Source organism: Streptomyces sp. NPDC087270, assembly GCF_044744625.1.
Classification (GTDB): Bacteria; Actinomycetota; Actinomycetes; order Streptomycetales; family Streptomycetaceae; genus Actinacidiphila.
In genome coordinates, this window is the sequence record NZ_JBIUYR010000004.1 from 66,528 (window position 1) to 92,540 (window position 26,013).

Here is a 26,013-nt window from a genome sequence, read left to right on the forward strand (position 1 = left end):
CCCCCGGAACCGTGACGGTCCCGGGGGCTCTCGCGCACACAGTCCGGTACGGCAGGATGGCGCCATGACGAGCGTGCGCTACCGAGCAGACGACGACCGGCGAGAGTCCCCCGTGCGCCCCACGGACGAGGACCCGGTGGCCGCGGCGGGCAGCGAGTTCATCGGCGGCCCGGCCGGCCGCTGGGCGCTGTCCGGGCACCGCTGGTGGAACCCGCTGCGGGTGATGGTGCTCGTCGTGATCGGCATGTTCGCGCTCGGCATGGTGCAGAAGACGTCCTGCTACTCGGGCGGCTGGTTCCAGCCGCCGCCCAGCGACCAGCAGTACGCCCACGCCTGCTACTCCGACATCCCGCACATGTACACCCAGCGCGGCTTCGGCGCCGACCTGGTGCCGTACTTCGACCGCATCCCCGACTCCCTCAGCGGCTCGGCCGACCTCCACTACCTCGAGTACCCGGTGCTGACCGGGCTGTTCATGGAGGTGGCGTCCTGGCTGACCCCGCCCGGCTCGGGGCAGCACAGCGCGCAGATCTTCTGGATCGCCAACTCCGGGATGCTGATGATCTGCGCGGTCGCGCTGGTGGTGTGCGTGGCGCGCACCAACCGGCGGCGACCCTGGGACGGCCTGTTCGTCGCCCTGTCCCCCGCGCTCGCGCTGACCGCCACCATCAACTGGGACCTGTTCGCGGTCGCCCTGGCGGCGGGCGGGCTGCTGCTGTGGTCGCGCGGCCGCCCGGGCCGGGCCGGCGTACTGATCGGGCTGGCCGCCGCCGCCAAGCTCTACCCGGTACTGCTGCTCGGCGCGCTGTTCCTGCTCTGCCTGCGGGCCGGCCGGCTACGGCAGTTCGGCCGGACCCTGGGCGCCGCGGTCGCTGCCTGGCTGGTGGTGAACCTGCCGGTGATGGCCTTCGCGCCGCACGGCTGGGCGCAGTTCTACACCTTCAGCAAGGACCGCGGCACGGACTACGGCTCCCTGTGGATGATCGTCAGGGACCGCTCCGGCAACGCGCTCGACGGCGTCAACGAGTACGGCATCGCCCTGATGCTGCTGCTGTGCGTGGGCATCGCCGCGCTCGCCCTGTACGCGCCGCGCCGGCCGCGGCTGGGGCAGATGGCCTTCCTGATGGTGGCCGCGCTGCTGATCAGCAACAAGGTCTACTCGCCGCAGTACGTGCTGTGGCTGCTGCCGCTGGCGGTGCTCGCCCGGCCGCGCTGGCGTGATCTGGCGATCTGGCAGGGCGCGGAGGTGCTGTACTTCCTCGGCATCTGGTACCGGCTGGCCTACCTCAACAGCGCCAAGCACCACGGCCTGACCGCCGACGCGTATCACCTGGCGATCGGTGTGCACCTGCTCGGCGTGCTGTACCTGTGCGCCCTGGTGGTGCGCGACATCCTGCTGCCCGAGCACGACGTGCTGCGGCAGGACGGGTCGGACGACCCGGCCGGCGGTGTCCTGGAGGGTGCCGAGGACGCGTTCGTCCTCGGCACACCCGTGCATGAGCCCAAGCACGCGTCGGCGCCGCCGGTGCCGTACGCCGACGGCGGGCCCCACCCCGAGGGCGGGTCCTACACAGGCTGAGCTGGCTTCGGCCGACCGACGCCGGCCGAGGCCCTACGCCGACTGGCGGTCCACGACGCGGTCGAACTGGGTGGTGGTGTGCCGCAGGTGCGCCACCAGCTCGTCGCCGACCGCGGGCGGCGCCACATCGCTGGGCAGGTACAGGATCGACACCTGCATGTGCGGCGGCTCGGCGAACCAGCGCTGCTTGCCCGCCCACACGAACGGCGACAGGTTGCGGTTGACCGTGGCCAGGCCGGCCCGGGCCACGCCCTTGGCCCGCGGCATCAGGCCGTGCACCGCCTTCGGCGCCTCCAGGCCCACGCCGTGCGAGGTGCCGCCGGCCACCACCACCAGGTGCCCGTCGGCCGCGGCCTTCTCCTGCCGGTAGCCGTACCGCTCGCCCTTGGCGATCCGGGTCACGTCGAGGACCGCGCCGCGGTACTCGGTGGCGTCGTGGTCGCCGAGCCACATCAGCGTGCCGATCCGGGCCCGGAACCGGGTCTGCGGGAACTGCTGCTGGAGGGTGGCCATTTCGGTCGCGCTGAGGTGGCTGACGAACATCGTGTGCAGCGGCAGCCGGGCCGCCCGCAGCCGCTCCATCCAGGCGAAGACCTCCTCCACCGCGTCGCTGCCGTCGGCGCGGTCCAGCGGCAGGTGGATGGCGAAGCCCTCGAGGCGCACGTCGTCGATCGCGGTGTGCAGCTTGACCAGGTCGTCCTCGGAGACGCCGTGCCGCCGCATCGAGCTCATCACCTCGATCACCACCCGGGCGCCGACGAGCCCGCGCACCCCCTCCACCGAGGAGACCGAGCGGATCGCCCGGTCCGGCAGCGGCACCGGTTCCTCGCCGAGCCGGTACGGGGTGAGCACCAGCAGATCGCCGCCGAAGTAGTCCTTGATGCGGGCGGCCTCGTAAGTGGTGCCGACCGCGAGCATGTCCGCGCGCAGCCGGGTCGCCTCGTCGGCGAGTCGTTCGTGGCCGAAGCCGTAGCCGTTCCCCTTGCAGACGGGCACGATGCCGGGGAACTGGTCGACCACGGACTGCTGGTGCGCACGCCAGCGCGCGGTGTCGACGTAGAGGGTGAGCGCCATCGCGTGGTCAGGACCTTTCTTCGGTGCTCCGCCCGGAGCCGGTCCGAGCGGAGAGTCGGCCGGTCAGCGGCGCGACATGTAGATGTCGAGTGCCTTGTGGAGCAGCTTGTTGAGCGGGAAGTCCCACTCGCCCAAGTATTCGGCAGCCTGGCCGCCGGTGCCCACCTTGAACTGGATCAGGCCGAACAGATGGTCCTTGTCGTCCAGGGAGTCGCTGATACCGCGCAGGTCGTACACGCTGGCGCCCATCGCGTACGCGTCACGCAGCATTCGCCACTGCATCGCGTTGGACGGGCGCACCTCACGCTTGTGGTTCGCGGAGGCTCCGTAGGAGTACCACACATGCCGGCCGACGGTCAGCATGGTCGCCGCCGCGACCGCCTCGCCCTCGTGCATGGCGAGGTACAGCCGCATCCGGTTGGGCTCCTCGCCGTTGAGCGTGGTCCACATCCGCTGGAAGTAGCTCAGGGGGCGCGGCCGGAAGTGGTCGCGGGTGGCGGTGATCTCGTAGAGGTTCTGCCACACCGGCAGGTCGTCGTAGCCGCCCTGGATCACCTGCACGCCGGCCTTGTCGGCCTTCTTGATGTTGCGGCGCCAGAGCTGGTTGAAGCCCTTGAGGATGTCGTCCAGCGAGCGGTTCTCCAGCGGCACCTGGTAGACGTACCGCGGCTGCACGTCGCCGAAGCCCGCGCCGCCGTCCTCGCCCTGCTGCCAGCCCATCCGGCGCAGCCGGTCGGCGACCTCGAAGGCGCGCGGCTCGACGTAGGTGGCCTCGACATCGCGCAGCCGCTTGACGTCGGGGTCGGCGATGCCCGCCTTGACCGCCCCGGCGTCCCAGCGGCGGATGATCACCGGGGGACCCATCTTCACGGTGAACGCACCCTGCTGCTTGAGGTGCTTGAGCATCGGCTGCAGCCACTCGTCGAGGTTCGGCGCGTACCAGTTGATCACCGGGCCCTCGGGCAGGTACGCGAGGTACCGCTTGACCTTGGGGAGTTGGCGGTAGAGCACCAGGCCGACACCGACCAACTCCCCGGTGCCGTCATCGAACCAGCCGAGGTTCTCCGAGCGCCATTCGTTCTTCACATCGGCCCATGCCGGGACCTGGCAGTGGCTCGCCGAAGACAGGCCCTGGATGTAGTCCAGGTGCTGCTTTCGGCTGATGGTCCTCAGGGACAGGCTCATACGGGGCGCTCCCCATGCTCCGACTGCGGGCTTTTGCTGGCCCGAAGCCTACTGCGGGAGGGGAGCGCCGCCGCTACTGCCCGTCAGCCGTTCCCTCGACGACCGACCGCCGTTTCGCCGAAGGAGGACGGACGGCGGGCGGGCAGGCGACGGAAGGGGCACGAACGGAGGACGGGAGGAGGAACGGCCTACGAGAAGCCGCCGTGTGCCACGCCCAGGTAGAAGCCGAGCGCGGCCATCCCCAGGCCGATGATGAGTGCGAACCGCTCGGCGGTGGTGACCGAGATGTACTGGCCCCACGCACCGGTGAGGATGCCGGCCAGGCCGGTCGCGGAGCTGACCACGTGCAGGCTGTGGAATCCGGCCGTGGTGACCGCGACGATGCCGAGGACGAGCGTGATCGCGAGGAGCGAGTTCTCCAGCGGATGGCGCTTGCCGTCGGTGTTGAAGGTGAGGTGATGGGTCCGGGCCGAGGACGTCTGGGCTGTGTGCTGCTGTGCCATGAGGCACCTCCGTGATGGAGAGGTGGCGCAAGGTAGCGCCGGCCACACCCGATGTATACAGATTGGGGGCATAACCGGGCGGATTTCAACCCGGGGGACCGACCCGGGTACGCTGGGCGGTCTGCACCGGCCTTTCGCCGGGCAACGGCGGCGCGGGAAGCACTGTCGGTGCCCCGCGTTACCGTTGCGACGCAAGCCAAACCCTCCTGCCACGGAAACGCCGTGGCCGCTGAGTCCAAAGGAGGTGGGTTCCCCTATGCGTCACTACGAGCTCATGCTCATTCTCGACCCCGATCTGGAGGAGCGCGCTGTCTCCCCGCTGATCGAGTCCTTCCTGTCCGTCGTCCGCGGTGGCGGCGGCAGTGTGGAGAAGGTCGACACCTGGGGCCGTCGTCGTCTCGCCTACGAGATCAACAAGAAGCCCGAGGGCATCTACTCGGTCGTCGACCTCAAGGCCACGCCCGAGGTCGTCAAGGAGCTGGACCGCCAGCTCAACCTGAACGAGTCGGTGCTGCGGACCAAGGTCCTGCGTCCGGAACTCCACTGATCCGGGTCTCCCGGACCACCGAGTACCGAACCACCGAGTAGCAGCCACCACCACTGCACCGCCCACCAAGCCAGTCGAGAGGTCATCCCAATGGCAGGCGAGACCGTCATCACGGTCGTCGGCAATCTCGTCGACGACCCCGAGCTGCGCTTCACCCCCTCCGGTGCGGCGGTCGCGAAGTTCCGCGTCGCGTCCACCCCCCGCACCTTCGACCGGCAGACCAACGAGTGGAAGGACGGCGAGAGCCTCTTCCTCACCTGCTCGGTCTGGCGGCAGGCAGCGGAGAACGTCGCCGAGTCGCTTCAGCGCGGTATGCGCGTCATCGTGCAGGGCCGACTGAAGCAGCGGTCGTACGAGGACCGTGAAGGCGTCAAGCGGACGGTCTACGAGCTGGACGTCGACGAAGTCGGCGCCAGCCTGCGCAGCGCCACCGCCAAGGTCACCAAGACCAGTGGCGGCGGCGGTCGCGGCGGCCAGCAGGGCGGCTACGGCGGCGGTGGTGGCGGTGGCCAGGCCGGCGGCGGAGGCAGCTGGGGCGGCCAGCAGGGCGGCGGCGGGGCTCCCGCCGACGACCCCTGGGCCACCAGCGCACCGGCCGGCGGCCAGCAGGGCGGCGGCGGAGGTGGCTGGGGCGGCGGCTCCGGTTCCTCCGGCGGTGCCGGCGGCGGCTACTCGGACGAGCCGCCCTTCTAGAGGGCGACCCTCACACACTTCTTGAGCTCACAGGAGAGAGACCATGGCGAAGCCGCCCCCGCGCAAGCCGAAGAAGAAGGTTTGCGCGTTCTGCAAGGACAAGACCGTGTACGTGGACTACAAGGACACGAACATGCTGCGGAAGTTCATTTCCGACCGCGGCAAGATCCGTGCCCGTCGCGTCACCGGCAACTGCACGCAGCACCAGCGTGACGTCGCCACCGCGGTGAAGAACAGCCGCGAGATGGCGCTGCTGCCGTACACCTCGACGGCTCGATAAGGAGAGGGTGACCAGCATGTCGAAGATCATCCTCACCAACGAGGTCAGCGGCCTCGGTGCCGCAGGCGACATCGTGGACGTCAAGCCGGGCTACGCCCGCAACTACCTGATCCCGCGGGGCTTCGCCATCGCGTGGACCAAGGGTGGCGAGAAGGACGTCGAGCAGATCCGCCGGGCCCGGCGCATCCGCGAGATCCACTCGCTCGAGGACGCGAACGTCGTCAAGGCCCAGCTGCAGGCCGTCAAGGTCAAGCTGAGCACGCGTGCCGGTGACACCGGTCGCCTCTTCGGGTCCATCACCCCGGCTGACATCGCCTCGGCGATCAAGGCCGCGGGCGGCCCGCAGGTCGACAAGCGCCGGGTCGAGGTGGGTGCGCCCATCAAGACGCTGGGCGCGCACAAGATCTCGGTGCGACTGCACCCCGAGGTCGAGGCCGTCCTCGACCTGGAGGTCGTGGCCGCGTAACGCGGCATTTGGTCGGCATGGTCGCCATGTTCCACGTGAAACATGGGGACCATGGCGATCGAGCGGAACGAGCGAAGGGCCGGCTCCCGGACGGGGGCCGGCCCTTTCGCGTGCCTCGGCGTCGCACGCTCAGCGGCTCGCCCCCGTCACCACCCACCGGCCGGACCGGGAGCGTAGCCACAGGGCCGCGAACCGGGTGAGCATCATCAGCCCCATCGCCCACCACAGCGCGGTCAGACCTCCGCCCACCGCCGGTACCGCGAACGCGACCGGCGCGAAGACCGCCAGCGTGACCAGCATCGACCCGGCCAGATAGGGCCCGTCGCCCGCGCCCATCAGCACGCCGTCGAGGACGAAGACCACCCCGCACACCGGCTGCGCCACGGCCACCACCAGCAGTGCCGAGGCGAGCGCGTGCCGTACCGCCGGGTCGGAGCTGAACAGCGGTCCGACCAGCGGCCGGGCCAGCACCACCAGCAGTCCCAGCGCGGCGCCGCAGACCAGGCCCCACTGGATCATCCGGTTGCAGGCCGCCCGCGCGCCCGCGGCGTCGCCGGCGCCCAGATAGCGCCCGATGATGGCCTGCCCGGCGATCGCGATGGCGTCCAGCGCGAAGGCCAGCAGCGACCAGACCGTGAGGGTGATCTGGTGGGCGGCGATCTCGGTGTCGCCGAGCCGGGCGGCGACGGCGGTGGCGATCATCAGGACGGCCCGCAGGCTGATCGTCCGGACCAGCAGCGGAACCCCGGCGCGGGCGCAGGCGCGTATCCCGGCGGCGTCCGGGCGCAACATCGACCGCCACGTGCCGGGGGCCTGGGCGCGGGCGCCGCGGACCACCATGGCGAGGTAGACCGCTGCCATGCCGTTCTGGGCGATGACGGTGCCCCAGGCGGAACCCGCGATGCCCAGCCCCGCGCCGTAGACGAGTGCCGCGTTGAGGCCGGCGTTGACGGTGAAGCCGCCCACCGCGACGTAGAGCGGGGTACGGGTGTCCTGGAGGCCGCGCAGCACCCCGGTGGCGGCGAGCACCATGAGCATCGCGGGGATGCCGAGCGAGCTGATCCGCAGGTAGGTGCTCGCGTAGGGGGCGGCGGTGTGCGAGGCGCCGAAGAAGCCGACCAGGCCCGGGGCGGTCGGGAGCACGGCGGCGATGACCAGGACGCCGATCAGGAGGGCCAGCCAGATGCCGTCCATGCCCTGCCGCAGGGCCGCGGGCAGGTCGCCGGCGCCGACCCGGCGGGCGACCGCGGCGGTGGTGGCGTAGGCGAGGAAGACGAAGATGTTGACTGCGGTGGTGAGCAGAGCGGCGGCCACGCCGAGCCCGGCGAGTTGGGCGGTGCCCAGATGGCCGACAACCGCGCTGTCCACCATGACGAAGAGCGGTTCGGCCACCAGCGCGCCGAAGGCCGGCAGCGCGAGGGCCACGATCTCCCGGTCGTGGCGGCGGCGCACCGAAGCGGGCGGCCGGGCGGGTTCGCGCGGCGCCGATGTGTCGACGGCCGGGGGTACAGGACTCACAGCGGCATATCCTAACCGTCCACAAGTAAGAGGTGAAGGCCAAGCCTGATCATTACGGGTGACTGCGCAGAGTGATCTCCTCCGCGTTGTTTGTCATGATCTTGGTCCGGGTGCAGAAGTTTTTCTCCTGCACAGGCTATGGACGAAGAATTTGCAGGTCAGGATGGGTTCTGCTGCGCGTCGACCGGCTTGTCCACAGCACTGTCCCAAGGGCTGTACACAGGTTCGGGGCAGTTCTCCACAGGTATGCCGCCGTCATCCACACCCCCTGTGGATAACCGGCTTGGTGTGGGCCGCCGGTGGGCCTAGCGTGGACCGTCCCCGACTCCGCGAAGAGCGTGCGCCGGGAGGCTCGTTGGACGGCTGCGCCGCCGTGAAAACCGGGGCGCCGCCGTGAAAGAGTGGCACGCACGCGGGGTCCGGCCGGCCCGGCCGGATGGGAGGAGGTGGCGGGAATGAGCCAACCCGAACCCGCGGACGACCATTGGGCGGACCACCCTCCCGACGAGCGCCCCGCGGTCGCCCCCTTCCGCAAGCGCGGCGCCGGTGGCCAGGACGAGGGCCGGTTCTCCGAGGGCGGCGGCGGCTTCGAGCGCGTCCCCCCGCAGGACCTGGACGCCGAGCAGTCCGTGCTCGGCGGCATGCTGCTGTCGAAGGACGCGATCGCCGACGTCGTCGAGGTGCTCAAGGGCGCCGACTTCTACCGGCCCGCTCACGAGACGATCTACAGCGCGATCCTCGACCTCTACGCACGTGGCGAGCCCGCCGACCCCATCACCACCTCCGCCGAGCTCACCAAGCGCGGGGAGATCGCCCGCATCGGCGGCTCCCCCTACCTGCACACCCTCGTCAACGCGGTGCCCACGGCGGCGAACGCCGAGTTCTACGCCGAGATCGTGCACGAACGTGCCGTGCTGCGCCGCCTGGTGGAGGCCGGCACCCGCATCACGCAGATGGGATACGCCGCCGACGGCGACGTCGACGAGATCGTCAACAGCGCCCAGGCCGAGATCTACGCCGTCACCGAGCAGCGCACATCCGAGGACTACCTGCCGCTCGGCGACATCATGGAGGGTGCGCTCGACGAGATCGAGGCGATCGGCTCCCGCAGCGGTCAGATGTCCGGTGTCCCCACCGGCTTCACCGACCTCGACTCCCTCACCAACGGCCTGCACCCCGGTCAGATGATCGTCATCGCGGCCCGGCCGGCGATGGGCAAGTCGACGCTCGCGCTGGACTTCGCCCGCACCTGCTCCATCGCGCACAAGATGCCCAGCGTGATCTTCTCCCTGGAGATGGGGCGCAACGAGATCGCGATGCGGCTGCTGTCCGCCGAGGCCCGGGTCGCCCTGCACCACATGCGCTCCGGCACCATGACCGACGACGACTGGACCAAGGTCGCCCGCCGGATGTCCGACGTCACCGAGGCGCCCCTCTACATCGACGACTCGCCGAACCTGTCGATGATGGAGATCCGCGCCAAGTGCCGCCGGCTCAAGCAGCGCAACGACCTGCGGCTGGTCGTCATCGACTACCTCCAGCTCATGCAGTCCGGCGGCTCCCGGCGCCCCGAGAGCCGCCAGCAGGAGGTCTCGGACATGTCCCGTAACCTCAAGCTCCTCGCCAAGGAGCTGGAGGTCCCCGTGATCGCCCTCTCCCAGCTCAACCGCGGACCCGAACAGCGCACCGACAAGAAACCGATGGTCTCCGACCTGCGCGAGTCCGGCTCCATCGAGCAGGACGCCGACATGGTGATCCTGCTGCACCGCGAGGACGCCTACGAGAAGGAGTCCCCCCGCGCGGGCGAGGCCGACCTCATCGTCGCCAAGCACCGTAACGGCCCCACCGCCACCATCACGGTCGCCTTCCAGGGCCACTACTCGCGCTTCGTGGACATGGCCCAGACCTGAGGTCCGGCGCTGTAGGTTCCGCGTTTCGCTGACCTTTTCCACGATTCCGTGACCTCTGCTTGGTCTATTGGTCAGGAATCGAGGAGTGGTGACACTGGGAGGAAGGTTGCGCCACGCAGCCTGGAGGGCCACCGCCGCAGGATGAGGGCGCGATGAGGACTGCCTGCACCGCCGAGGCGACACCGTTCTCAACGGCGACTGGAGTCCAGCCATTCTTCGCCGTTCCACATGACGGCGGCGGCGCCGACGGGTTCGAAGCGGATGTCGGGGTCGTTGCTGTGGATCAGGGCGAAGAAGCGGCGCTGGAGCACGGCGGCCTGTCGGGCCCGGTCGGCGATGACGTCCAGGACGATCTGCGCTGTCCGCGGGGAGGTGGTGGCAAAGCGGTCGTAGTCCGTCATGACGAGGACGAGGCCGGAGCCCTCCGGTGAGTCGTCGTACGGGCCGTAGCAGGCGATATCGCCGAGGCAGTCGTTGAGGGCGTCGAGGTTGCGGCCGTAGTAGTCCGGGAACTGGAGGGCTGCGGCGAAGTCCTGGTGCATGTCCTTGTCGGTTGCCCAGGTTCCGGCTGCGAGGTGCACTACGCGAAAGCCTCGTTCCTCCAGCCGCAGAGCTGCCTCGGTGAGGAGGCGCCTGCGCCAGAAGAGGGTGACGAAGGTGTTCAGCATGAAGTCGATGCCGGGCAGCCCCGTCGTGCGGACTGTCTCGGCGGGTGCGGGCGCGATGTCATGCCGGAAGGCATCGAGGAGGACGAAGAACTCGGCGACCGGGGTGCTGTGTGGAGGTGTGATGCGTTCGATCTCGGCTGCCCAGGTCAGGGAACTGGATGTCCCACGTCGCTCGTGGAGCCATTGGGTGAAGCGCTCTCCGGGCCAAAAGTCAAACGGTTCGTCGATGCCGTGCACGCCGAGCGCGACCCGGTAGCCGGTGAGGATCGACTGCAGGTGGAGGAGCGACCCGTCTGGCAGCCACATCTCGGGCCTGAGCCGAACCTGCTCCAAGAAGTCGTACACGTCCGCGCAGTCCTGCCAGTGCTTGACTGCCTTCTGCGGGGTCTGCTCAGTCGACATGGCCGGAGCCTACGGGTCACGCGCATTGCGCGATGAACCCGGAGCCCAGGGGCATAACATGCGGGTCTCATTCCTGTCTGGACATCCGAAGCCGAACGATGACCTGACAAAGTGTTACCAGAGCGCGGAATAATCAAGGTGCCACGCAGTGCGGACGCCGAACGCTCCAGGTCGCAGCGCCGGCAAAGGTCAGCAGAACGCGGAACCTACACGCCGGCGGTCCTGGCAACGGCGGTCCTGGAGACGGCGGTCCGGACGCCGCGGGTCACTCCGTGACGGGCAGGCACGCGCGACCATCGTCAGGCCGTCAGCCGGTATGTGATCGGGCGGGTGGTGACCGTCGTCATGGGATCGGGCCCGGTCAACGGGTGGTGAAGGCGCCGCCGTTGACGTGGAGGGTCTGGGCGGTGATGTGGCGCGCGCCGGGGGAGGCGAGGAAGAAGGCGGTCTCGGCGATGTCGTCGGGGGTGCCGGGGCGCTGGTTGTGGGTCTCCTGGACCAGGGCGGTGTGGCGGGCGTCGGTCATGCCGCCGCGGAAGAAGTCCGTGCCGGTGACGTAGCCGGGGGAGATCACGTTGCTGGTGACGCCATGCGGGGCGAGCTGCGCGGACAGGGAGGTGTTCCAGGCGCCGAGGGCCGCCTTGGCCGCGCCGTACGATCCGCCGCGCCGCTCGGCGCCGATCGAACCGATGCTGATCACCGCGCCGCCGTCCGTGAGCCTGTCCCGCACGGAAGCCGTGGTCAGTACGGCGCTGAGCAGGTTGCGGCTGAGGCTGGAGCTCCACTCGGCGAGCAGGGCCTCCAGCGGCGGCACGCCGTCGGGGGCCGGTGCGGGCAGGCCGCCGGCCGCGTTGACCAGCACGTCCACCGTGGCCAGTTGCTCGGCGAGCGCCGCGGTCTGGGTCGGGTCGGTCGCGTCGCAGACCACGCCGCGCACGCCCAGGTCCTTGGCGGTTCGCTCCACCGTGTCGGCGTGCCGCCCGGTCACCACGACCTGGGCACGGTCGGCGGCGAAGCGCGCGGCGATGGCGCGGCCGATGCCGCCGCTTCCTCCGGTGACGAGCACGGTACGGGTCAAGGGATCGCTCCTGGTCGAGGTGTCGGGATGCGGTGTCGAGCTGCTACGTTTAGAGCTAAACATAGCGCGAGGCGCACCGGCAAGAGGGGAATCCGCCATGGCCGACGACGAAGCCGACGCGCCGGCCGCTGCCGATACCGGCGGCGGCCGCAGCAGTGGAAGCGCCTACGTATCGGCCGACACCCCTCCGGGCGCTCCACCCGGCGCCCCACCGCCCTACCCCGCCGCCGACATCGCCGCCGCCTGGCAGCGTGAGCGCCCGGGCACCCCGATCACGTCGATCGAGGTCGTCACCCCCATCTGGCGCCTGGCGAAGCTCTTCGCCGACGATCGCGCCCGAGTGCTGCGCGCCGCCGGGATCGACGCGGCCACCCTCGACCTGCTCTCCGTACTCCGCCGCGCGGGACCGCCCTACACCCTGTCCACCCGCGAGATCGCCCGCCGCACCCTGGTCACGGCCGGCGCCGTTTCGCAGCGGGTCGCACGCGCGGAGGACGGCGGCCTGGTCAGCCGCGGCCCCGCGCCGACCGGCGGTCGTACGGTCCTGGTCGCGCTGACGGCCGAGGGGCACGCCCTGATCGAGCGCTCCGTCGACGCGGTGCTCGGGCGCGAGGCCGCGCTCGTGGCGGGCCTGTCCCCGCAGGAACGCGCACTGCTGGTCGGACTGCTGGACAAGCTATCCACTGACGTACGGGCGCGGATGAGCTGAAGCGAGGGCACCCCCGCGGCCCGAGCGGGTCGCGGGGGTGCCGTTCCGGCAGGTTCAGGCTGCCGTCAGGTGGCCGTCCAGACGAACGTCGCGGAGCCCTGGGAGCCCGCCGCGTTCCGGCCGGTGACCGTCACCGTCCAGGTGCCGGCCTTGTCGGCCGCGCCGGTGAAGGTGCCTCCGGCCGAGAGCGAGATGCCCGGCGGCAGCCCGGTCGCGGTGTAGCTGACGCCCTTGGCGTTCTTGTCGTACGTCCAGTCGACCTGCTTGTGCACCGGGCTGCTCATGCCGTACGGGTTGGGCACGGAGAGCGGCGCGGCGGTCGCGGCCGGGCCGGAGGCGGCTGCCTTCGGGGTGACGGTCGCGGCCAGGTTGCCGTTGACAGTGGTCGGCACGTTGAGCGTGCCGGTCAGCGGCAGGTTCCGCGAGGAGTCGCCCACCAGGATCTGGTAGTCGCCGGCCGCGGTCGTCCAGTTGCTGTTCGAGGTGTTCCAGTAGGCCAGGTCGTGGGTGCTGACGGTGAAGGTCACCGTCTGCGACTGGCCCGGGGCGAGCGTGACGCGCTGATAGCCGCGCAACTGGTGCACGGGCTCACCGGTGGACGCCGGGTCCCCGACGTAGAGCTGCGCGACCTCGCTGCCGGCCCGCGACCCGGTGTTGGTGACCGTGGCGTGCACGGTCGCCGTCCCCCCGCTCAGCGCTCCTACCTGGAGATTGCTGAAACCGAAGGTGGTATACGACAGGCCGAAGCCGAACGGGAAGAGCGGGGTGATGTTCTTCGCGTCGTACCACCGGTACCCGACGTCCAGACCCTCGCTGTACTGCACCTGCCCGTTGGTGCCGGGCCACTGCGCGGCCGTGTTCGCGGGCACGTCGGCGAGCGACTTCGGGAAGGTCACCGGCAGCTTGCCGGACGGGTTGACGTCGCCGAAGATCAGCGCCGCCATCGCCGTGCCGATCTCCTGGCCCGGGTAGAAGCCCTCGAAGACGCCCGCCACCTGGTTGAGCCACGGCATGTTGATCGCCGAGTTGTTGTTGAGCACCACGATCGTGTTCGGGTTGGCCGCGGCCACCTGGGCGATCATGTCGTTGTCGCTGACCGAGCTGCCGCCGTTGGCCGGCAGGTCGAGCGTGGTGGTGTCGTGTTCCTCGTTTCCGTAGTTGTCGGACGCGTAGACGATCGCCACATCCGAGCTGCGGGCCAGCGTGACCGCCGAGTTGAGGTCGGTCGCGTCGTTGTACTGGACAGTGGTGCCGGTGCCCGCGACCCGGTTCTGCATGCCGGTGATCGGCCAGACGGTGCCGGAACTGGTCGTGGTGCCGCTGCCGCCGCCGATGGTCTGCACACCGGCGCCGCCGTCCCAGCCGATCACCGCGATCGACTTGGTGGTGGACGTGGACAGCGGCAGGATGCCGTTGTTCTTGAGCAGCACCGCGCCTTCCTCAGCGCCCTGGAGGGCGACCTGCTGGTGGGCGGGGGTGGTGACGGTGGCGCCGGTCGAGCCGCTGGGCGCCTTGTCGAAGAGGCCGAACGCGAAGTACTGGGTGAGCAGCCGGCTGGCCATGGTGTCCAGCGTGGCCTGGCTGACGGTGCCATTGGCCACCGCCTGGGCGAGGAAGTCGGCGTAGAAGTACCCGTTGGGCATCTCCACCGTCAGCCCCGCGTTGGCGGAGTCCTGCGTCGAGTGCGTGCCACCCCAGTCGCTCGTGATGAAGCCGCCGAAGTTCGCCTGCTGGTAGAGGCCGACGTTCATCAGCGCGGGGTTCTGGCAGGCGGGCACGTTGTTGACCACGCTGTACGCGCACATGGCCGCCGCCGGCGAACCCTGCTCGACCGCCGCCTGGAAGGCGGGCAGGTAGAGCTCCTGAAGGGTGCGGTTGTCGACGATGACCGTGCCTGCCGGGTTCTCGATGTTGTAGACGGCGACGTGCTTCATCTCGGCCATCACGCCCTGGCTCTGGATGCCCTTGATATCGGCGGCGGCCATCTGCCCGTTGAGGTACGGGTCCTCGCCGAACGTCTCGAAGGCACGGCCCCAGCGCGGGTCGCGGACGATGTTCAGCGTCGGGCCGAGCGCCACCTGCGCGCCCTTGCCGGCGAACTCGGCGCCGATCGCGGCACCGTACTGCTGCTCGAGCGCGGTGTCCCAGGTGGCCGCCGAGGCGTTCGCCGAGGGCATCTGGGTGACCCCGCCGAGCCCGTCGCCCACCCCGTGCGGGCCGTCCTGGAGCCCGAGAGCGGGGATGCACAGCGACGGGATGCCGTTGATGTTGCCGATGTACGGCGAGGCGTTGTTGTTGCCGTGCAGGATCGACACCTTCTCGGCGTTCGTCATCTGCGCCATCACCTGCGACACGCGGTCCGCGACCGGTGCCGTCGAACCGACCCAGGGGCAGTCACCGTCGCCGCCGGTCGGCGGGGTGCCGGTGCCGCCCGGGGTGAGGACGGTGAACTCCCAGAGCGAGTAGCCGTACTGGGTGGCCCGCTGGGTGCCGTACATCCGCACATAGCGTCCGGTGCCGGTGAAGGAGAGGTTCTCCGTCCCGCCGGCCCCGGTCGTCGTGGAGTACACCGTGTTCCACGTGGAACCATCGTCGGAGAGCTGGATCTGGTACGCCGTGGCGTACGCCGTCTCCCAGGTCAGCTGGGCGCCGCAGATGCTCTGCGAGGAGCCGAGGTCGACCTGTATCCACTGCGGATCGGAGGCCGCGCTCGACCAACGGGTGCCCGCGTTCCCGTCGAAGGCCGCGGCCGCGGGGGTGCCGTCGTTCTCGGTCGACGAGGCGCTGGACGGCTTGCCGAGTGCCGCGTTGGTGTCACCGCACGTCGCCGGCGGGGTGCTTCCACCGCCCGAGCCTCCGTAGACCTGGAACTCCCAGAGTGAGTAGCCCCATTGGGTGGCCCGCTGGGTGCCGTACATCCGTACGTAGCGGCCGGTGCCCGTCACGTTGAGGGTCTGGACGCCGCCGGTGCCGGTGGTGGTGGAGTAGATGTCGGTCCAGCTCGTGCCGTTCTCCGAGGTCTGGATCTTGAACGACTTCCCGTAGGCGGTCTCCCAGTTGAGCACCACCTGGGTGATCGGCTGGCTGGAGCCGAGGTCGACCTGGAGCCACTGCGGATCGGACGCGGCACTGGACCAGCGGGTCCCGGTGTCCCCGTCCACCGCCGCGCCTGCGGTGAAGGCGTCCTGGACCGAGGAGGCGGTGGCCGCCTTGCCCTGGGAGAGCAGTTGCGGTGCGGCGGCGTGGGACGTGGTCGGGTTCAGCGAGAGGTACGCCGAGGCGATGAGCACCAGGGCGAGGAGGACGATTCCCTGCGGAGATCGTCGGAAACGTTTACGGCCTGGGTTGGAGAGCCCTTGTGGGGTGACCCTCATGTGTACTCCTGTATGACGGGTGGGGGCTTGCGTCTTGGGGGGACCGACAGATGGTGCGGAGGGAGAGAGCAGTGGTGTGAGAGCGCTCTCTGACCGACGTGATGGTCACGCTCGCCCATGGGGGGTGTCAACCTTTCTGACAAGTCCGACCGGGGGAAACTGCTTGATTTGCCCGGTAGTTGACATGGCGGCGACGCGGGGGGATGAGAGGCTGGCGCCATGGGCGACGGGGATGAAGCGAGCGGTGGTGCCGCGGACGGTGGCGGGACGGGCGGCGACGAGCCGGCGGGCGAGGTGACGGGCGAGCCGGCGGGCGAGGTGCGCGGCGCTTTCGCCGGGCAGGGCGCCGGCCGGATCAAGGTCGAGTTGGACGGTGTGCCGGCGACGCTGCTGTGGAACCTGGCCCATCGCGCCGCCGAGGCCCGTCGACCACCGGGGAACCGGCTGCTGGACGACCCCTACGCGGTGGACCTGGTGGACCGGATCGACTACCCCTTCGACCGCTTCGGCAGCACGGTGATGGCGCAGTGGCACGCGCTGCGGGTGCGCGCCTTCGACGACGAGGTGCGCCGGTTCGTCGCCGAGCACCCCGGCGGTACCGTCGTCGCGCTCGGCGAGGGCCTGGAGACGCAGTTCTGGCGGGTGGACGACGGCCGGGTGCGCTGGCTGACCGTCGATCTTCCGGAGACCGTCGCGGTACGCACCGCCCTGCTCCCCGACGCTCCGCCACGTCGCCGCACGGTGGCCCGGTCCGCGCTCGACCTGGAGTGGATGGACGAGATCACCGCGGCCGACGTGGCGAAGGGCGTTCTCGTCACCGCGCAGGGGCTGCTGATGTATCTGCCGGAACGCGATGCGAAGGGGCTGATCGCCGCGTGCGCGGAGCGGTTCCCCGGCGGGTGGTTCCTCTTCGACGCGCTGCCGCGGGCCCAGGTCGCACAGAACCAGGCGGGCAGGCTGGATGCGCGGGACGGCAGCTACCGGGCGCCGCGCTGGGAGTGGGGGATGGACTACCGGGAGTACCCCAAGGTCGCGGCGGCGTCTCCGCTGATCACGCAGGTGCGCAGCCTGCGGCTGGGACGCGGCCGGGGCCTGTATGCGATCGCCCCGTTCTCGCACCGCATCCCGGGGGTACGGTCGATGCGGATGTCGATCATCTCGGTGCGCTTCGGCGCGGCCGGGATACGCAAGCAGGACGCGGGCGAGTAGCGGCGCCCGCCGGCGGTGGTGTCGCTGGTCGCGGTCATGCGCGGTGGCGGTACGACCGGCGGCGGGCGCCGCTCCCCGTCCGTGACGGCGCCGGGCAGGGACCCGGCAGAAGGGCAGGGGACGTGTGACGACGAACGACTCTCCTCAGGCGTACGACGGGGGACTGCTGCCCGCCACGACCCGGGCGCTGATGCACCGGGTGGCGGTGGAGCAGGCCAGGGGCCGCACACCGTCGCTGGTCGGCGGGGTGGTGCGGGACGGAACGCTGGTGTGGAGCGGGTCGCGCAGCATGATCGAGGGGCATGCCCCCGACAGCGACACGCAGTACCGGATCGGGTCGTTGACCAAGACCTTTGTCGCGGTGCTGGTGATGCGGTTGCGCGACGAGGGCCGGCTGGCGCTCACCGATCCGCTGGAGGAGCACCTGCCCGGCACGTCGGTGGGCGGGGTGACGATCGGTCAACTGCTGGCGCACACCTCGGGTATCGCCTCCGAGACACCGGGGCCGTGGTGGGAGCGCACTCCGGGCGACCTGCGGCCCGAACTGGCGGATGTGCTCGGTACCGCACCGGTCAAGCACCCGGCGGGACGCAGGCACCACTACTCCAACCCCGGCTTCGCCCTGCTGGGTGCAGTGGTGGCCAGGCTGCGCGGCAAGCCATGGGGTGACGCGCTCCAGGAGGAGGTGCTGGACCCGCTCGGGATGGCCAGGACCAGCCTGCTGCCGAGGCAGCCCGCCGCCGGCGGTTTCGCCGTCCACCCGTGGGCCGATGTGATGGTGCCCGAGGCGGTGCAGGAGACGGGTGTGATGGCGCCGGCCGGTGAGCTGTGGTCGACGGTCGACGACCTCGCGCGGTGGGCGGCCTTCCTGGCCGGCGGTCACCCAGAGGTGTTGGCCGAGGAGACCGTGGCGCACATGCGCGAGCCGGCCGCGCCCGCCGAGGCGGACGAGCCGGGCACGGGTTACGGCCTCGGCATCCAGATCATGCGGCACCACGGCCGTACCCTGATCGGCCACACCGGTTCGATGCCGGGCTTCCTGGCGACGGTGTGGGTGAGCGTCGAGGACCGGCTCGGAGCGGTCGCCCTGGCCAACTCCACCTCGGGACCCAGGGTGGGCGGCCTCGCGGCCGACCTGCTGGCGATCACCGCCGACGCCGAACCCGCTTTCCCCGCTCCCTGGCGGCCCGCCGATGCTCTTGACCCGGCTCTGCTCGACCTGGCGGGGGCCTGGTACTGGGGCACTCAGGGGTACGGGCTGCTGGTGCTGGCGTCGGGTGAGGTGGAGCTGAAGCCGTTGACCGGCCAGGGCCGTGGCACACGGTTCCACGTGGAACATGACGGCACCTGGACCGGACGCACGGGCTACTACGCGGGCGAGACGCTGCGGGCAGTGCGCCGGGACGACGGCACGCTCAGCCATCTCGACCTGGGCTCCTTCGTGTTCACACGCGAGCCTTACGACCAGCAGGCCCCGGTGCCGGGCGGCTTCCCCGGCTGGAGCTGACGCCCAGCTCATCCGGGTCCGCCGTGCCGGTCGGGCTCTGCCCGGCCGGCGCCTGTCCCGCCGGGGTGCGCAGCAGCACCCCGGCGAGGACGGCCGCGGCGGTGAGCAGTCCCGCCGCCACGACGAAGGCCAGGTGGTAGCCGTCGGCGAGTGCCGTGGTCGCGGTCCGGCCGGCGGCCAGCCGGTGTTCGGTGCGGGTGCCGGCGATCGACGCCAGCGTCGCCAGTCCCAGCGCGCCGCCGATCTGCTGCGCGGTGTTGAACACCCCTGACACCAGGCCGGAGTCGGCCGGTCCCGCCTCGGCCATGCCGAGCGTCAGCAGCGAGGGCATGACCAGCCCGAACGCGACCCCCATCAGCAGGATCGGCGGCAGGATGTCGGCCACGTACGAGGCGTGGCTGCCGGGGCCGCCCGACGGTGTGCGGGCCAGCAGCAGGAAAGCGCCCGCGAAGAGCACCAGGCTCGGCAGGAGCACCGCCCGCTGCCCGAAGCGGGCTCCCAGCCGGGCGGACAGGACCAGCGACATCACGCCGATCGCGACGCCGGTGGGCGCCAGTGACAGCCCGATTTCCAGCGGGTCGTAGCCCAAGACGTGCTGGAGGTAGAGCGAGGTCATGAACTGGAAGCCGAACCCGCCCGCGACCACCAGTACCTGGACCGCGTTGGCACCGGCGACGATCCGGGACCGGAAGATCCGCAGTGGCATCAGCGGCTGCGCGGCACGGGCCTGGCGGACCAGGAAGGCGGCGAGCAGGGCGAGGGAGGCCGCGCCGAACCCGGCGGTGGGTGCCGAAGTCCAGCCGCGGTCGGTGGTCTTGACGATGGTGTAGACGCCGAGCATCAGGGCGGCGGTGACCAGTACCGCGCCCGGTGCGTCGGTACCGCGCAATCCGCCGCGGGCGGTGCCGGTGCCGGTCCCGGCGGTCCGGTCGGCCTGATCGTGGCCGGTGCGGGAGGGGCGGTCGTCGGGCAGCAGGCGCAGGCTCAGCAGGGCCGCGGCGAGGCCGATCGGCAGGTTGACGAAGAAGATCCAGTGCCAGTTGATCGCCTGGGTGAGGATGCCGCCGGCAAGGAGGCCGAGGACACCGCCCGCGGACTGGGTGAAGCTGTAGATGCCCATCGCCCGGGCCCGGCCGTGCGGGTCGGGGTAGAGGGCGAGCACCATGCCGAGCGCGACGGCCGAGACCATCGCACCGGCCGCGCCCTGCACGAAGCGGGCGGCGATCAGCAGGCCCGCGGAGTCCGCGATGCCGCACAGGAACGACGCGGCGGTGAAGGCGGCAAGCCCCGTCACCAGGACCCGGCGCCGGCCGAGCAGGTCGCCGAGCCGGCCGGAGAGCAGCAGCAGACCGGCGAAGGCGATCAGATACGCGTTCACCACCCACGCCAGATTGGCCTGGGAGAAGCCGAGGTCGTGCTGGATGGACGGAAGGGCCACGTTCACGATGGTGCCGTCGAGGATGATCATCAAGGTGCCCGCGCTGAGGACCGCGAGCGCGGCCGCGCGCGACCTGACGGCCTGGGAGTCCGGTGAATCGGGGACAGACATGGGGTCGCCTCCTGGCGGATCGGTATGCCAAGAGTGACCGTAGCAGATGGTTTTGTTGGAGACTATCTTTTACGGGTCTATCGCCGAGGCTTGGTGGCGCCTGTTGCGCGGCGCCTCACTTGCGCGACTGGCGCGGCCTGCGCACCCCCTGGCCGCCTTCCGGGGAGTCGGCGGGGGTGGCCAGGTGGCCACCGGCGAGCCGGTTCAGCGCGGAGACGAACGCTGCCCGCTCCTCCTCGGGCAGTGCGCCGAGCACGTCGCCGTGCACCCGGTCGACGATGTCCTGGCCGGTCGTCACGACCTGCTCGCCCTTCGGTGTGACCTTGATGATCCGGGCCCGGCGGTCATACGCCGAGGGCACCCGCTCGGCCAGGCCGTCCCGTTCCAACTGGTCGACGGTGACCACCATCGTGGTCTTGTCCAGGTCGGAGAGTTCGGCGATCTGGGCCTGGGTCCGCTCAGCCTGGGCGGCATGTGCGAGTACGCAGTGTGCGCGCGGTGACATGCCGATCTCCCCCAGGGCTGCCGCCATCTGTGTGGCCAGTACGTGGGCGGTGTGGTGGAGCAGGAAGGAGACGTCGGTGGTCGTCGCGGGTGCGGGCGTGGTCTCGACGGTCATGGGTCGAGGGTAGCAAAATAGTTCCGCTACGGGATTGTTTGCTGGCGGACCTATGTCGGGGTCGGAGTTGGTCACGCGGAGTGTTCCACGTGGAACACTGGCGGGGTAGACGAGTGAGCGAACGGACGAACGGGCGGAGCCTGTCGACGCGGGGGTGCGTCGGCATGAAGGCCGGGCCCGGTCGGCCGCGCATGAAGGAGGGGGACAGGATGGCGCGACTGCACATCTTCGACATGGACGGCACGCTGATGCCCGGTACGTCCGCCGCGATCGAGATCTCTCGGCAGATCGGTATGGTCGCCGAGTTCCGGGAGCTGGACAGAGCACTGTCCGTCGGTGAGATCGACTCGTACGTATACGCGCGGCGCGCCTACCGGATGTGGTCAGCGCTCACCGAGAGCCATGTGGCCGGCGCTTTCACGAGTGCGCCCTGGCTGAGCGGGATACGCGAGGTGTGGGCCGACATCACCGCCCGCGGCGAGCACTGCGCGGTGATCTCGCTCTCCCCCGACTTCTTCGTGACCCGGCTGCGCACGTGGGGCGTCCACGACGCCCGTGCCTCGGTCTTCCCCGCGCTCCCCTTCGTGCCCGGAGCCGCCTTCGATCCGTCCGGCATCCTGATGCCCGAGTCCAAGGTGACCATCGCCGACGAACTGTGCGCCCGCTACGGGGTCGGCCGCGCCGACTGCGTGGCCTACGGTGACTCGCTGTCGGACACCGCGCTGTTCGGCGTGGTCCCGGTCTCGGTCGCGGTCAATGGCGACGACCATGTCAGCGGCCTGGCCACCCATGCGTATGCCGGGGACGACCTGCGTGAGGCGTACGCCCTGGTCGCCGACGCCTGAGCAGCCCGTGGCGCGGCGCCGACCGGCCGGATCAGCTCAGATCGGGGCCGAGCAGCCCGAGCACCCCTTCGATGTTCGCGTCCAGGTAGTGCCGAAGGGTCAGCGGCACGATCTCCACGGAGGCGAGTCCCATCCGGGTGAAGGGCACCCGCACCACCTCGTAGCTGCCGCACGGTGCGTCGATCTCCGGGCCGTGCCGCTGGTCGAGGTCCATCGACTCCAGCCGGCAGGCGAAGAAGTACTGCACCTTCACGCCGTGCGACCCGTCGTCCGCGATGTGCTCGACGGTGTCGACGAAGGCGGGCACCGCGTCGGTGATCTTGCCGCCGAGCTCCTCGTCGATCTCGCGGTGCAGGGCGGCGAGCACCCCGGCGTCCTCCTCCTCGACGCCGCCGCCGGGTGTGACCCAGTACGGAGCGATGCCGGGTTTGGTCCGCTTGATCAGCACAAGCCGGTCGCCGTCGAGGATGATCGCGCGGGCCGTACGTTTGATCACCGGCCGGGTGGAGGGGCTGGGGTGCGAGTCCGGAGGCATGCCTGAGATCTGCCGCGACGAAGCGCCGAGCAAACGTGTCCGCGGCGGCGAAATCAGCGCCGTCGCGTCATCCCGTGCTCCTCACGCGCCTGCCGTGTATCGGTCACGACCGTGCCGTGCACCGCTCACGCGCCCGCCGCGTACCGCCAGAAGTCCCGTAGCTGCCGCGCGGGCACCGGGCTCGTCGCCGCGAGCTGGGTCAGCAGGATGTGGACCGAGCCGGTCGCGGGCACGACATGCGCCGACGTACCCGTGCCGCCGACCCAGCCGTAGCGACCAGGGACGTTCCACGGGTCGAGGGGCTCGACGTCCACGCAGGCGCCGAAGCCCCAGCCCTGCCCCTCCAGGAAGAGCCGGCTCGCCGCGCGCTGCGCCCCGGTGAGGTGGTCGGCCGTCATCAGCCGCACCGACTGCGCCGACAGCAGCCGCCGGCCGTCCGCGGTGGCGCCCTCGGCGAGCAGCATCCGGCCGAACGCCAGCCAGTCGTCGGCCGTCGAGGCCAGCCCGCCGGCGCCGGACGGGAAGGGCGGCATGCTGCTCCACTGGCCGTCCGGCCCGTCGGCCACTTCCAGGCCACCGGACGCGTCGGTCCGGTAGTAGCTGGTGAAGCGGTCCCGCTTCGCGGCCGGGACGACGAAGCCGGTGTCCCGCATGCCCAGCCGCTCGAAGATCCGCTCGGCCATGAAGTCGGGCAGCGACTCGCCGCTGACCCGCTCGATCAGCACGCCTTGCAGGTCGGAGGAAGTGTTGTAGAGCCACGCCTCGCCCGGCTGGTGCAGCATCGGAATGCCGGCCAGCGTCTGCAGCCACTCGTCGGTGGCCAGGAAGCGCTGCGGTTCGCGGCCGTCGGACTGCACGCCCTCGGCGAAGAGCGGCCGCACGGCGGGCAGTGCGAAGTCCGGCGCGAAACCGTACCCGGTGCGCGAGCTGAGCAGGTCCTCCACCGTGATCGGGCGGGTGGCCGGCACCACGTCGTCGAGCGGGCTGTCGGGGGTGCGCACCACGCTCGGCGCGGCCAGCTCCGGCAACCACCGCCATACCGGGTCCGCCGGATCGAGCCGGCCGTCGTCGACCAGCACCATCACCGCGGCGGCCGTGATCGGTTTGGTGATCGAGGCGATCCGGAAGATCGAGTCCCGGGCCATCGGCGACCGGCCCCCGGCGTCGAGAGACCCGACCGCCGCGAACTCGACGTCGTCGCCACGCGCCACCAGGCCGACCGCGCCGGGCAGGGTGCCGTCTTCCACATACGGTCGCAGGACGTCGCCGAGGCCCGCCGGGGCCGACCCGTTCGCTGACTTGGTCATGCCCTCACGCTAGCCGTGCGGTGCGACAGCGCTACTGCTGCCGCGCGGCCTCGTCGAGCGCACGGACCACGTCGGCCACGATGTCGTCCGGGTCCTCCACGCCCACCGAGAAGCGGATGAAGCCCGGTGCCACCGCGTCGCCGCCCCAGCGGGCCCGGCGCTCGGCGGTGCACTGCACGCTGCCGAAGCTCGTCGCCTCCGAGGTCATCCGCAGCGCGCCGAGAAAGCGCTCCGCGTGCTCCCGGTCGGGCAGCGTGAAGGAGACCACGCTGCCGAAGCGGCGCATCTGTGTCACCGCCACCTCGTGCGAGGGGTCGGTGGGCAGCCCCGGGTGCCGTACCCCCGTCACCTCGGGCCGCTCCAGCAGGGCGCGGGCGAGCGCCAGCGCGTTGTCCGCCTGGCGGTCCACCCGCAGCGCGAGCGTGGCCAGCGAGCGATGCGCCAGCCAGGTCTCCATCGGCCCCGGGATGGCGCCCACCGTCTTGCGCCACTTGCGTACGGAGTCGGCCAGTTCGGCGTTCCGCGTCGTGACGTACCCCATCAGCAGGTCGCCGTGGCCGTTGAGCGCCTTGGTGCCGCTGGCCACGGAGAAGTCCGCGCCCAGGGCGAGCGGCCGCTGGCCCAGCGGCGTGGCCAGCGTGTTGTCCACGGCGACCAGCGCGCCCGCCGCGTGGGCGGCGTCGGCCAGCCGCCGGATGTCGCACACGTCCAGTTCGGGGTTGGACGGGCTCTCCAGCCACACCAGGCGGGCGCCCTCCAGCAGCGGGAGTTGCGCGTCGCCGGCGGTCGGCGCCATCCGCACCTGCACGCCGTACGACTCCAGGCGCTCCACCAGCGCGCGTGTCGTCTGGTAGCAGTCCGACGGCAGGACGACCACCTCGCCGGAGCGCACCTGCGACAGCAGCACCGCCGAGATCGCCCCCATGCCGGAGGCGAAGGAGAGCGTGCTGGCGTCCGGGTCGCCGGGCGCCTCCAGCTCCGCGATCGCCTGCTCCAGCAGGTCCCAGGTGGGGTTGTCGTCCCGGCCGTAGACATACGGACCGGTGGGCTCACCTGGCAGGTGGTAGTGCGAGACGAAGACCGGACCGGGCAGCGACGGCTCGTACGGCCGGGCCTCGGGGCGGCCGGCGTGCACGCTGCGGGTGCTGTCGCCGACCTGGTCCTCTGCCATGCGATCCTGCGTCATGCGGTCCTCATCCTTCATGTCTCCTCGCTGCTCGCTCGGGTCGGTGCTCAGTCGTCCTCGTCCGGGAGGACGAGGTGCAGCGCCCACGCGACGACGCTGACGATCAGGCCGCCGAGCACGGCCGTCCAGAAGCCGTGCACGTGGAACTTCAGACTGAGCTGGCCGGCCAGCCACGAGGTCAACAGCAGCATCAGCGCGTTCACCACGATGGTGATCAGGCCCAGGGTGAGGATGAACAGCGGAAACGACAGCACCTTGACGACCGGCTTCACCAGCCAGTTCACCACGCCGAAGACGAGGGCGACGAGTATGAGCGTCAGTGCTTCGCGCCACGCCGAATGACCGGTGAGCGTGATGTCCTTGAGCAGCCACACGGCAACGCCCAGGGCCCCGGCGTTCGCCAGGGTCTTGACGACGAAATTCTTCATGGTGAGATCGTCGCAGGTCTGATCATCGGGACAAGAGACGGAACAGAACCGTGGCCGTACCGCAGCGGAGGAGCGATCGATGAAGGTGTTCCGGTTGGACGATCTGGACGCGGAGCGTGCCGCGAACCAGGGTGCGTACCTCCGCTTTCTGCGGGAACGCAACATGTCAGCGGGGCTGTACGCCCTCAAGGCCGGCGAGAGCGACTCGCAGCAGCCGCACGCGCAGGACGAGGTCTACCTCGTGGTCAGCGGTCGGGCCGCGATCACCGTGGGGGACGAGACCACCACTGTCGCGCGCGGCAGCGTGGTCTACGTGCCGGCCGGTACCCCGCACCGCTTCCACCACATCACCGAGGATCTCAGGGTCATGGTGGTCTTCTCGCCGCCGGAACCCTAAGGGGCGGATCAGGGTCGGATGGGGTCTTCCCGGCCTTCGCCCCGGCGCCGGGTGGACCTACAGTCGAAGTACGGCACAGTCGGAGTGCGCGCCCCGCGCAGCGACCTAGGAGCGAAAGAGCGTCATGGAGAATCTGCTGAAGAGCCTGCCCTGGTGGGTCAAGTGGATCGGCATCCCGGTCATCGCGCTGGTCGTGTTCGGCACGCTGATCGCGAGCCTGGTCAGCATCGTGATCGGCCTGCTGTTCAAGGTGCTCGTCTTCGTGATCCTGGTCGGCGCGCTGGTCTTCGTCGTGAAACGCGTCACGTCGGGGGGCTCCGGCAAGAAGCGCGACTGGTGACGTCGGCGTCCCGGCCGAGGCCGGGACCCCGGAATCGGCCCCGGACCGCGCGCAGCGCGCGCACCAACCGGACCGGCGAACGGCTCAGACCGTTCGCCGGTCCGC

At 70.5% G+C, this 26,013-nt stretch carries 25 protein-coding genes; 12 read left to right on the forward strand and 13 right to left on the reverse strand.

All coding sequences use genetic code 11. From position 1 onward, the window contains the following. Positions 1-64 precede the first annotated feature (64 nt). Positions 65-1,579 carry a glycosyltransferase family 87 protein gene (locus tag ACIPAE_RS09390; RefSeq protein ID WP_402444030.1) on the forward strand — a complete coding sequence of 505 codons (1,515 nt, stop codon included), beginning with the start codon at positions 65-67 and terminating at the stop codon, positions 1,577-1,579. A 33-nt stretch (positions 1,580-1,612) separates the two neighbouring features. Here the strand turns inward: ACIPAE_RS09390 and ACIPAE_RS09395 are convergent, their stop codons facing one another. The 3 genes from ACIPAE_RS09395 to ACIPAE_RS09405 form a co-directional block, all read right to left on the reverse strand. Further along, complete coding sequence (locus tag ACIPAE_RS09395; protein ID WP_328466573.1) at positions 1,613-2,653, reverse strand: alanine racemase; 1,041 nt, start codon at positions 2,651-2,653, stop codon at positions 1,613-1,615. A 63-nt stretch (positions 2,654-2,716) separates the two neighbouring features. Further along, positions 2,717-3,838: a peptidoglycan bridge formation glycyltransferase FemA/FemB family protein gene (locus tag ACIPAE_RS09400; protein ID WP_328466571.1), complete on the reverse strand. Its 1,122-nt coding sequence runs from the start codon at positions 3,836-3,838 to the stop codon at positions 2,717-2,719. A gap of 188 nt (positions 3,839-4,026) precedes the next feature. Continuing rightward, a complete protein-coding gene (locus tag ACIPAE_RS09405) occupies positions 4,027-4,341 on the reverse strand; it encodes a hypothetical protein (RefSeq protein ID WP_328466569.1) in 315 nt (104 codons plus the stop codon). Between the two features lie 256 nt (positions 4,342-4,597). Here ACIPAE_RS09405 and rpsF point away from each other — a divergent pair, with 256 nt between their 5' ends. The 4 genes from rpsF (at position 4,598) to rplI (ending at position 6,327) form a co-directional block, all read left to right on the forward strand. Then, positions 4,598-4,888 carry a 30S ribosomal protein S6 gene (rpsF, locus tag ACIPAE_RS09410; RefSeq protein ID WP_328466567.1) on the forward strand — a complete coding sequence of 97 codons (291 nt, stop codon included), beginning with the start codon at positions 4,598-4,600 and terminating at the stop codon, positions 4,886-4,888. A gap of 90 nt (positions 4,889-4,978) precedes the next feature. After that, complete coding sequence (locus tag ACIPAE_RS09415; RefSeq protein ID WP_328466566.1) at positions 4,979-5,581, forward strand: single-stranded DNA-binding protein; 603 nt, start codon at positions 4,979-4,981, stop codon at positions 5,579-5,581. A gap of 43 nt (positions 5,582-5,624) precedes the next feature. Continuing rightward, positions 5,625-5,861, forward strand: a complete 237-nt coding sequence (gene rpsR / locus ACIPAE_RS09420; protein ID WP_031512678.1) for a 30S ribosomal protein S18 — start codon at positions 5,625-5,627, stop codon at positions 5,859-5,861. A 16-nt stretch (positions 5,862-5,877) separates the two neighbouring features. After that, positions 5,878-6,327 (forward strand): 50S ribosomal protein L9, encoded by a 450-nt coding sequence (gene rplI, locus ACIPAE_RS09425; protein ID WP_328466563.1) that lies wholly within the window; start codon positions 5,878-5,880, stop codon positions 6,325-6,327. A 129-nt stretch (positions 6,328-6,456) separates the two neighbouring features. Here rplI and ACIPAE_RS09430 read toward each other — a convergent pair whose 3' ends face one another. After that, positions 6,457-7,845, reverse strand: a complete 1,389-nt coding sequence (locus ACIPAE_RS09430; protein WP_402444034.1) for an MATE family efflux transporter — start codon at positions 7,843-7,845, stop codon at positions 6,457-6,459. 455 nt (positions 7,846-8,300) lie between these two features. Between ACIPAE_RS09430 and dnaB the strand changes: the two genes are divergently transcribed. Next, positions 8,301-9,755 (forward strand): replicative DNA helicase, encoded by a 1,455-nt coding sequence (dnaB, locus tag ACIPAE_RS09435; protein ID WP_328466561.1) that lies wholly within the window; start codon positions 8,301-8,303, stop codon positions 9,753-9,755. 188 nt (positions 9,756-9,943) lie between these two features. On the opposite strand, the gene ACIPAE_RS09440 is transcribed toward dnaB, so the two are convergent. Continuing rightward, positions 9,944-10,825, reverse strand: a complete 882-nt coding sequence (locus tag ACIPAE_RS09440; protein ID WP_402444036.1) for a barstar family protein — start codon at positions 10,823-10,825, stop codon at positions 9,944-9,946. A gap of 361 nt (positions 10,826-11,186) precedes the next feature. After that, a complete protein-coding gene (locus tag ACIPAE_RS09445) occupies positions 11,187-11,903 on the reverse strand; it encodes an SDR family oxidoreductase (protein WP_329367029.1) in 717 nt (238 codons plus the stop codon). Positions 11,904-12,000: 97 nt separating this feature from the next. Here ACIPAE_RS09445 and ACIPAE_RS09450 point away from each other — a divergent pair, with 97 nt between their 5' ends. After that, a complete protein-coding gene (locus ACIPAE_RS09450) occupies positions 12,001-12,612 on the forward strand; it encodes a MarR family winged helix-turn-helix transcriptional regulator (RefSeq protein WP_402444038.1) in 612 nt (203 codons plus the stop codon). 65 nt (positions 12,613-12,677) lie between these two features. On the opposite strand, the gene ACIPAE_RS09455 is transcribed toward ACIPAE_RS09450, so the two are convergent. Beyond that, complete coding sequence (locus ACIPAE_RS09455; protein ID WP_329367033.1) at positions 12,678-15,986, reverse strand: discoidin domain-containing protein; 3,309 nt, start codon at positions 15,984-15,986, stop codon at positions 12,678-12,680. 219 nt (positions 15,987-16,205) lie between these two features. Between ACIPAE_RS09455 and ACIPAE_RS09460 the strand changes: the two genes are divergently transcribed. Continuing rightward, positions 16,206-17,195, forward strand: a complete 990-nt coding sequence (locus tag ACIPAE_RS09460; protein ID WP_402444041.1) for a class I SAM-dependent methyltransferase — start codon at positions 16,206-16,208, stop codon at positions 17,193-17,195. 190 nt (positions 17,196-17,385) lie between these two features. After that, on the forward strand, positions 17,386-18,702 hold the full coding sequence (locus ACIPAE_RS09465) for a serine hydrolase domain-containing protein (protein WP_329374134.1): 1,317 nt from the start codon (positions 17,386-17,388) through the stop codon (positions 18,700-18,702). On the opposite strand, the gene ACIPAE_RS09470 is transcribed toward ACIPAE_RS09465, so the two are convergent. Together ACIPAE_RS09470 and ACIPAE_RS09475 are read right to left on the reverse strand one after the other, a co-directional pair. Next, a complete protein-coding gene (locus ACIPAE_RS09470; RefSeq protein ID WP_402444043.1) occupies positions 18,641-20,251 on the reverse strand; it encodes an MFS transporter in 1,611 nt (536 codons plus the stop codon). The two genes, ACIPAE_RS09465 and ACIPAE_RS09470, sit on opposite strands and share 62 nt — an antisense overlap. A gap of 115 nt (positions 20,252-20,366) precedes the next feature. After that, complete coding sequence (locus ACIPAE_RS09475; protein ID WP_328466539.1) at positions 20,367-20,870, reverse strand: MarR family winged helix-turn-helix transcriptional regulator; 504 nt, start codon at positions 20,868-20,870, stop codon at positions 20,367-20,369. Positions 20,871-21,079: 209 nt separating this feature from the next. Here ACIPAE_RS09475 and ACIPAE_RS09480 point away from each other — a divergent pair, with 209 nt between their 5' ends. After that, positions 21,080-21,715 (forward strand): HAD-IB family phosphatase, encoded by a 636-nt coding sequence (locus ACIPAE_RS09480; RefSeq protein WP_366411245.1) that lies wholly within the window; start codon positions 21,080-21,082, stop codon positions 21,713-21,715. Positions 21,716-21,746: 31 nt separating this feature from the next. Here the strand turns inward: ACIPAE_RS09480 and ACIPAE_RS09485 are convergent, their stop codons facing one another. From ACIPAE_RS09485 to ACIPAE_RS09500, 4 genes are all read right to left on the reverse strand, one after another. Beyond that, entirely contained in the window at positions 21,747-22,250 is a 504-nt protein-coding gene (locus ACIPAE_RS09485; protein ID WP_402444046.1) for an NUDIX domain-containing protein, read from the reverse strand. A 125-nt stretch (positions 22,251-22,375) separates the two neighbouring features. Next, complete coding sequence (locus ACIPAE_RS09490) at positions 22,376-23,557, reverse strand: serine hydrolase domain-containing protein (RefSeq protein ID WP_402444048.1); 1,182 nt, start codon at positions 23,555-23,557, stop codon at positions 22,376-22,378. Between the two features lie 31 nt (positions 23,558-23,588). Further along, complete coding sequence (locus ACIPAE_RS09495; RefSeq protein ID WP_366411247.1) at positions 23,589-24,743, reverse strand: cystathionine gamma-lyase; 1,155 nt, start codon at positions 24,741-24,743, stop codon at positions 23,589-23,591. Positions 24,744-24,790: 47 nt separating this feature from the next. Next, the gene (locus tag ACIPAE_RS09500; protein ID WP_329367048.1) at positions 24,791-25,171 is read right to left on the reverse strand and encodes a phage holin family protein; all 381 of its coding nucleotides are present in this window, start codon (positions 25,169-25,171) and stop codon (positions 24,791-24,793) included. Positions 25,172-25,250: 79 nt separating this feature from the next. Between ACIPAE_RS09500 and ACIPAE_RS09505 the strand changes: the two genes are divergently transcribed. Continuing rightward, complete coding sequence (locus ACIPAE_RS09505) at positions 25,251-25,568, forward strand: cupin domain-containing protein (protein ID WP_328466527.1); 318 nt, start codon at positions 25,251-25,253, stop codon at positions 25,566-25,568. Positions 25,569-25,692: 124 nt separating this feature from the next. Then, complete coding sequence (locus ACIPAE_RS09510; RefSeq protein ID WP_328466525.1) at positions 25,693-25,908, forward strand: DUF5326 family protein; 216 nt, start codon at positions 25,693-25,695, stop codon at positions 25,906-25,908. Positions 25,909-26,013: the final 105 nt, after the last annotated feature.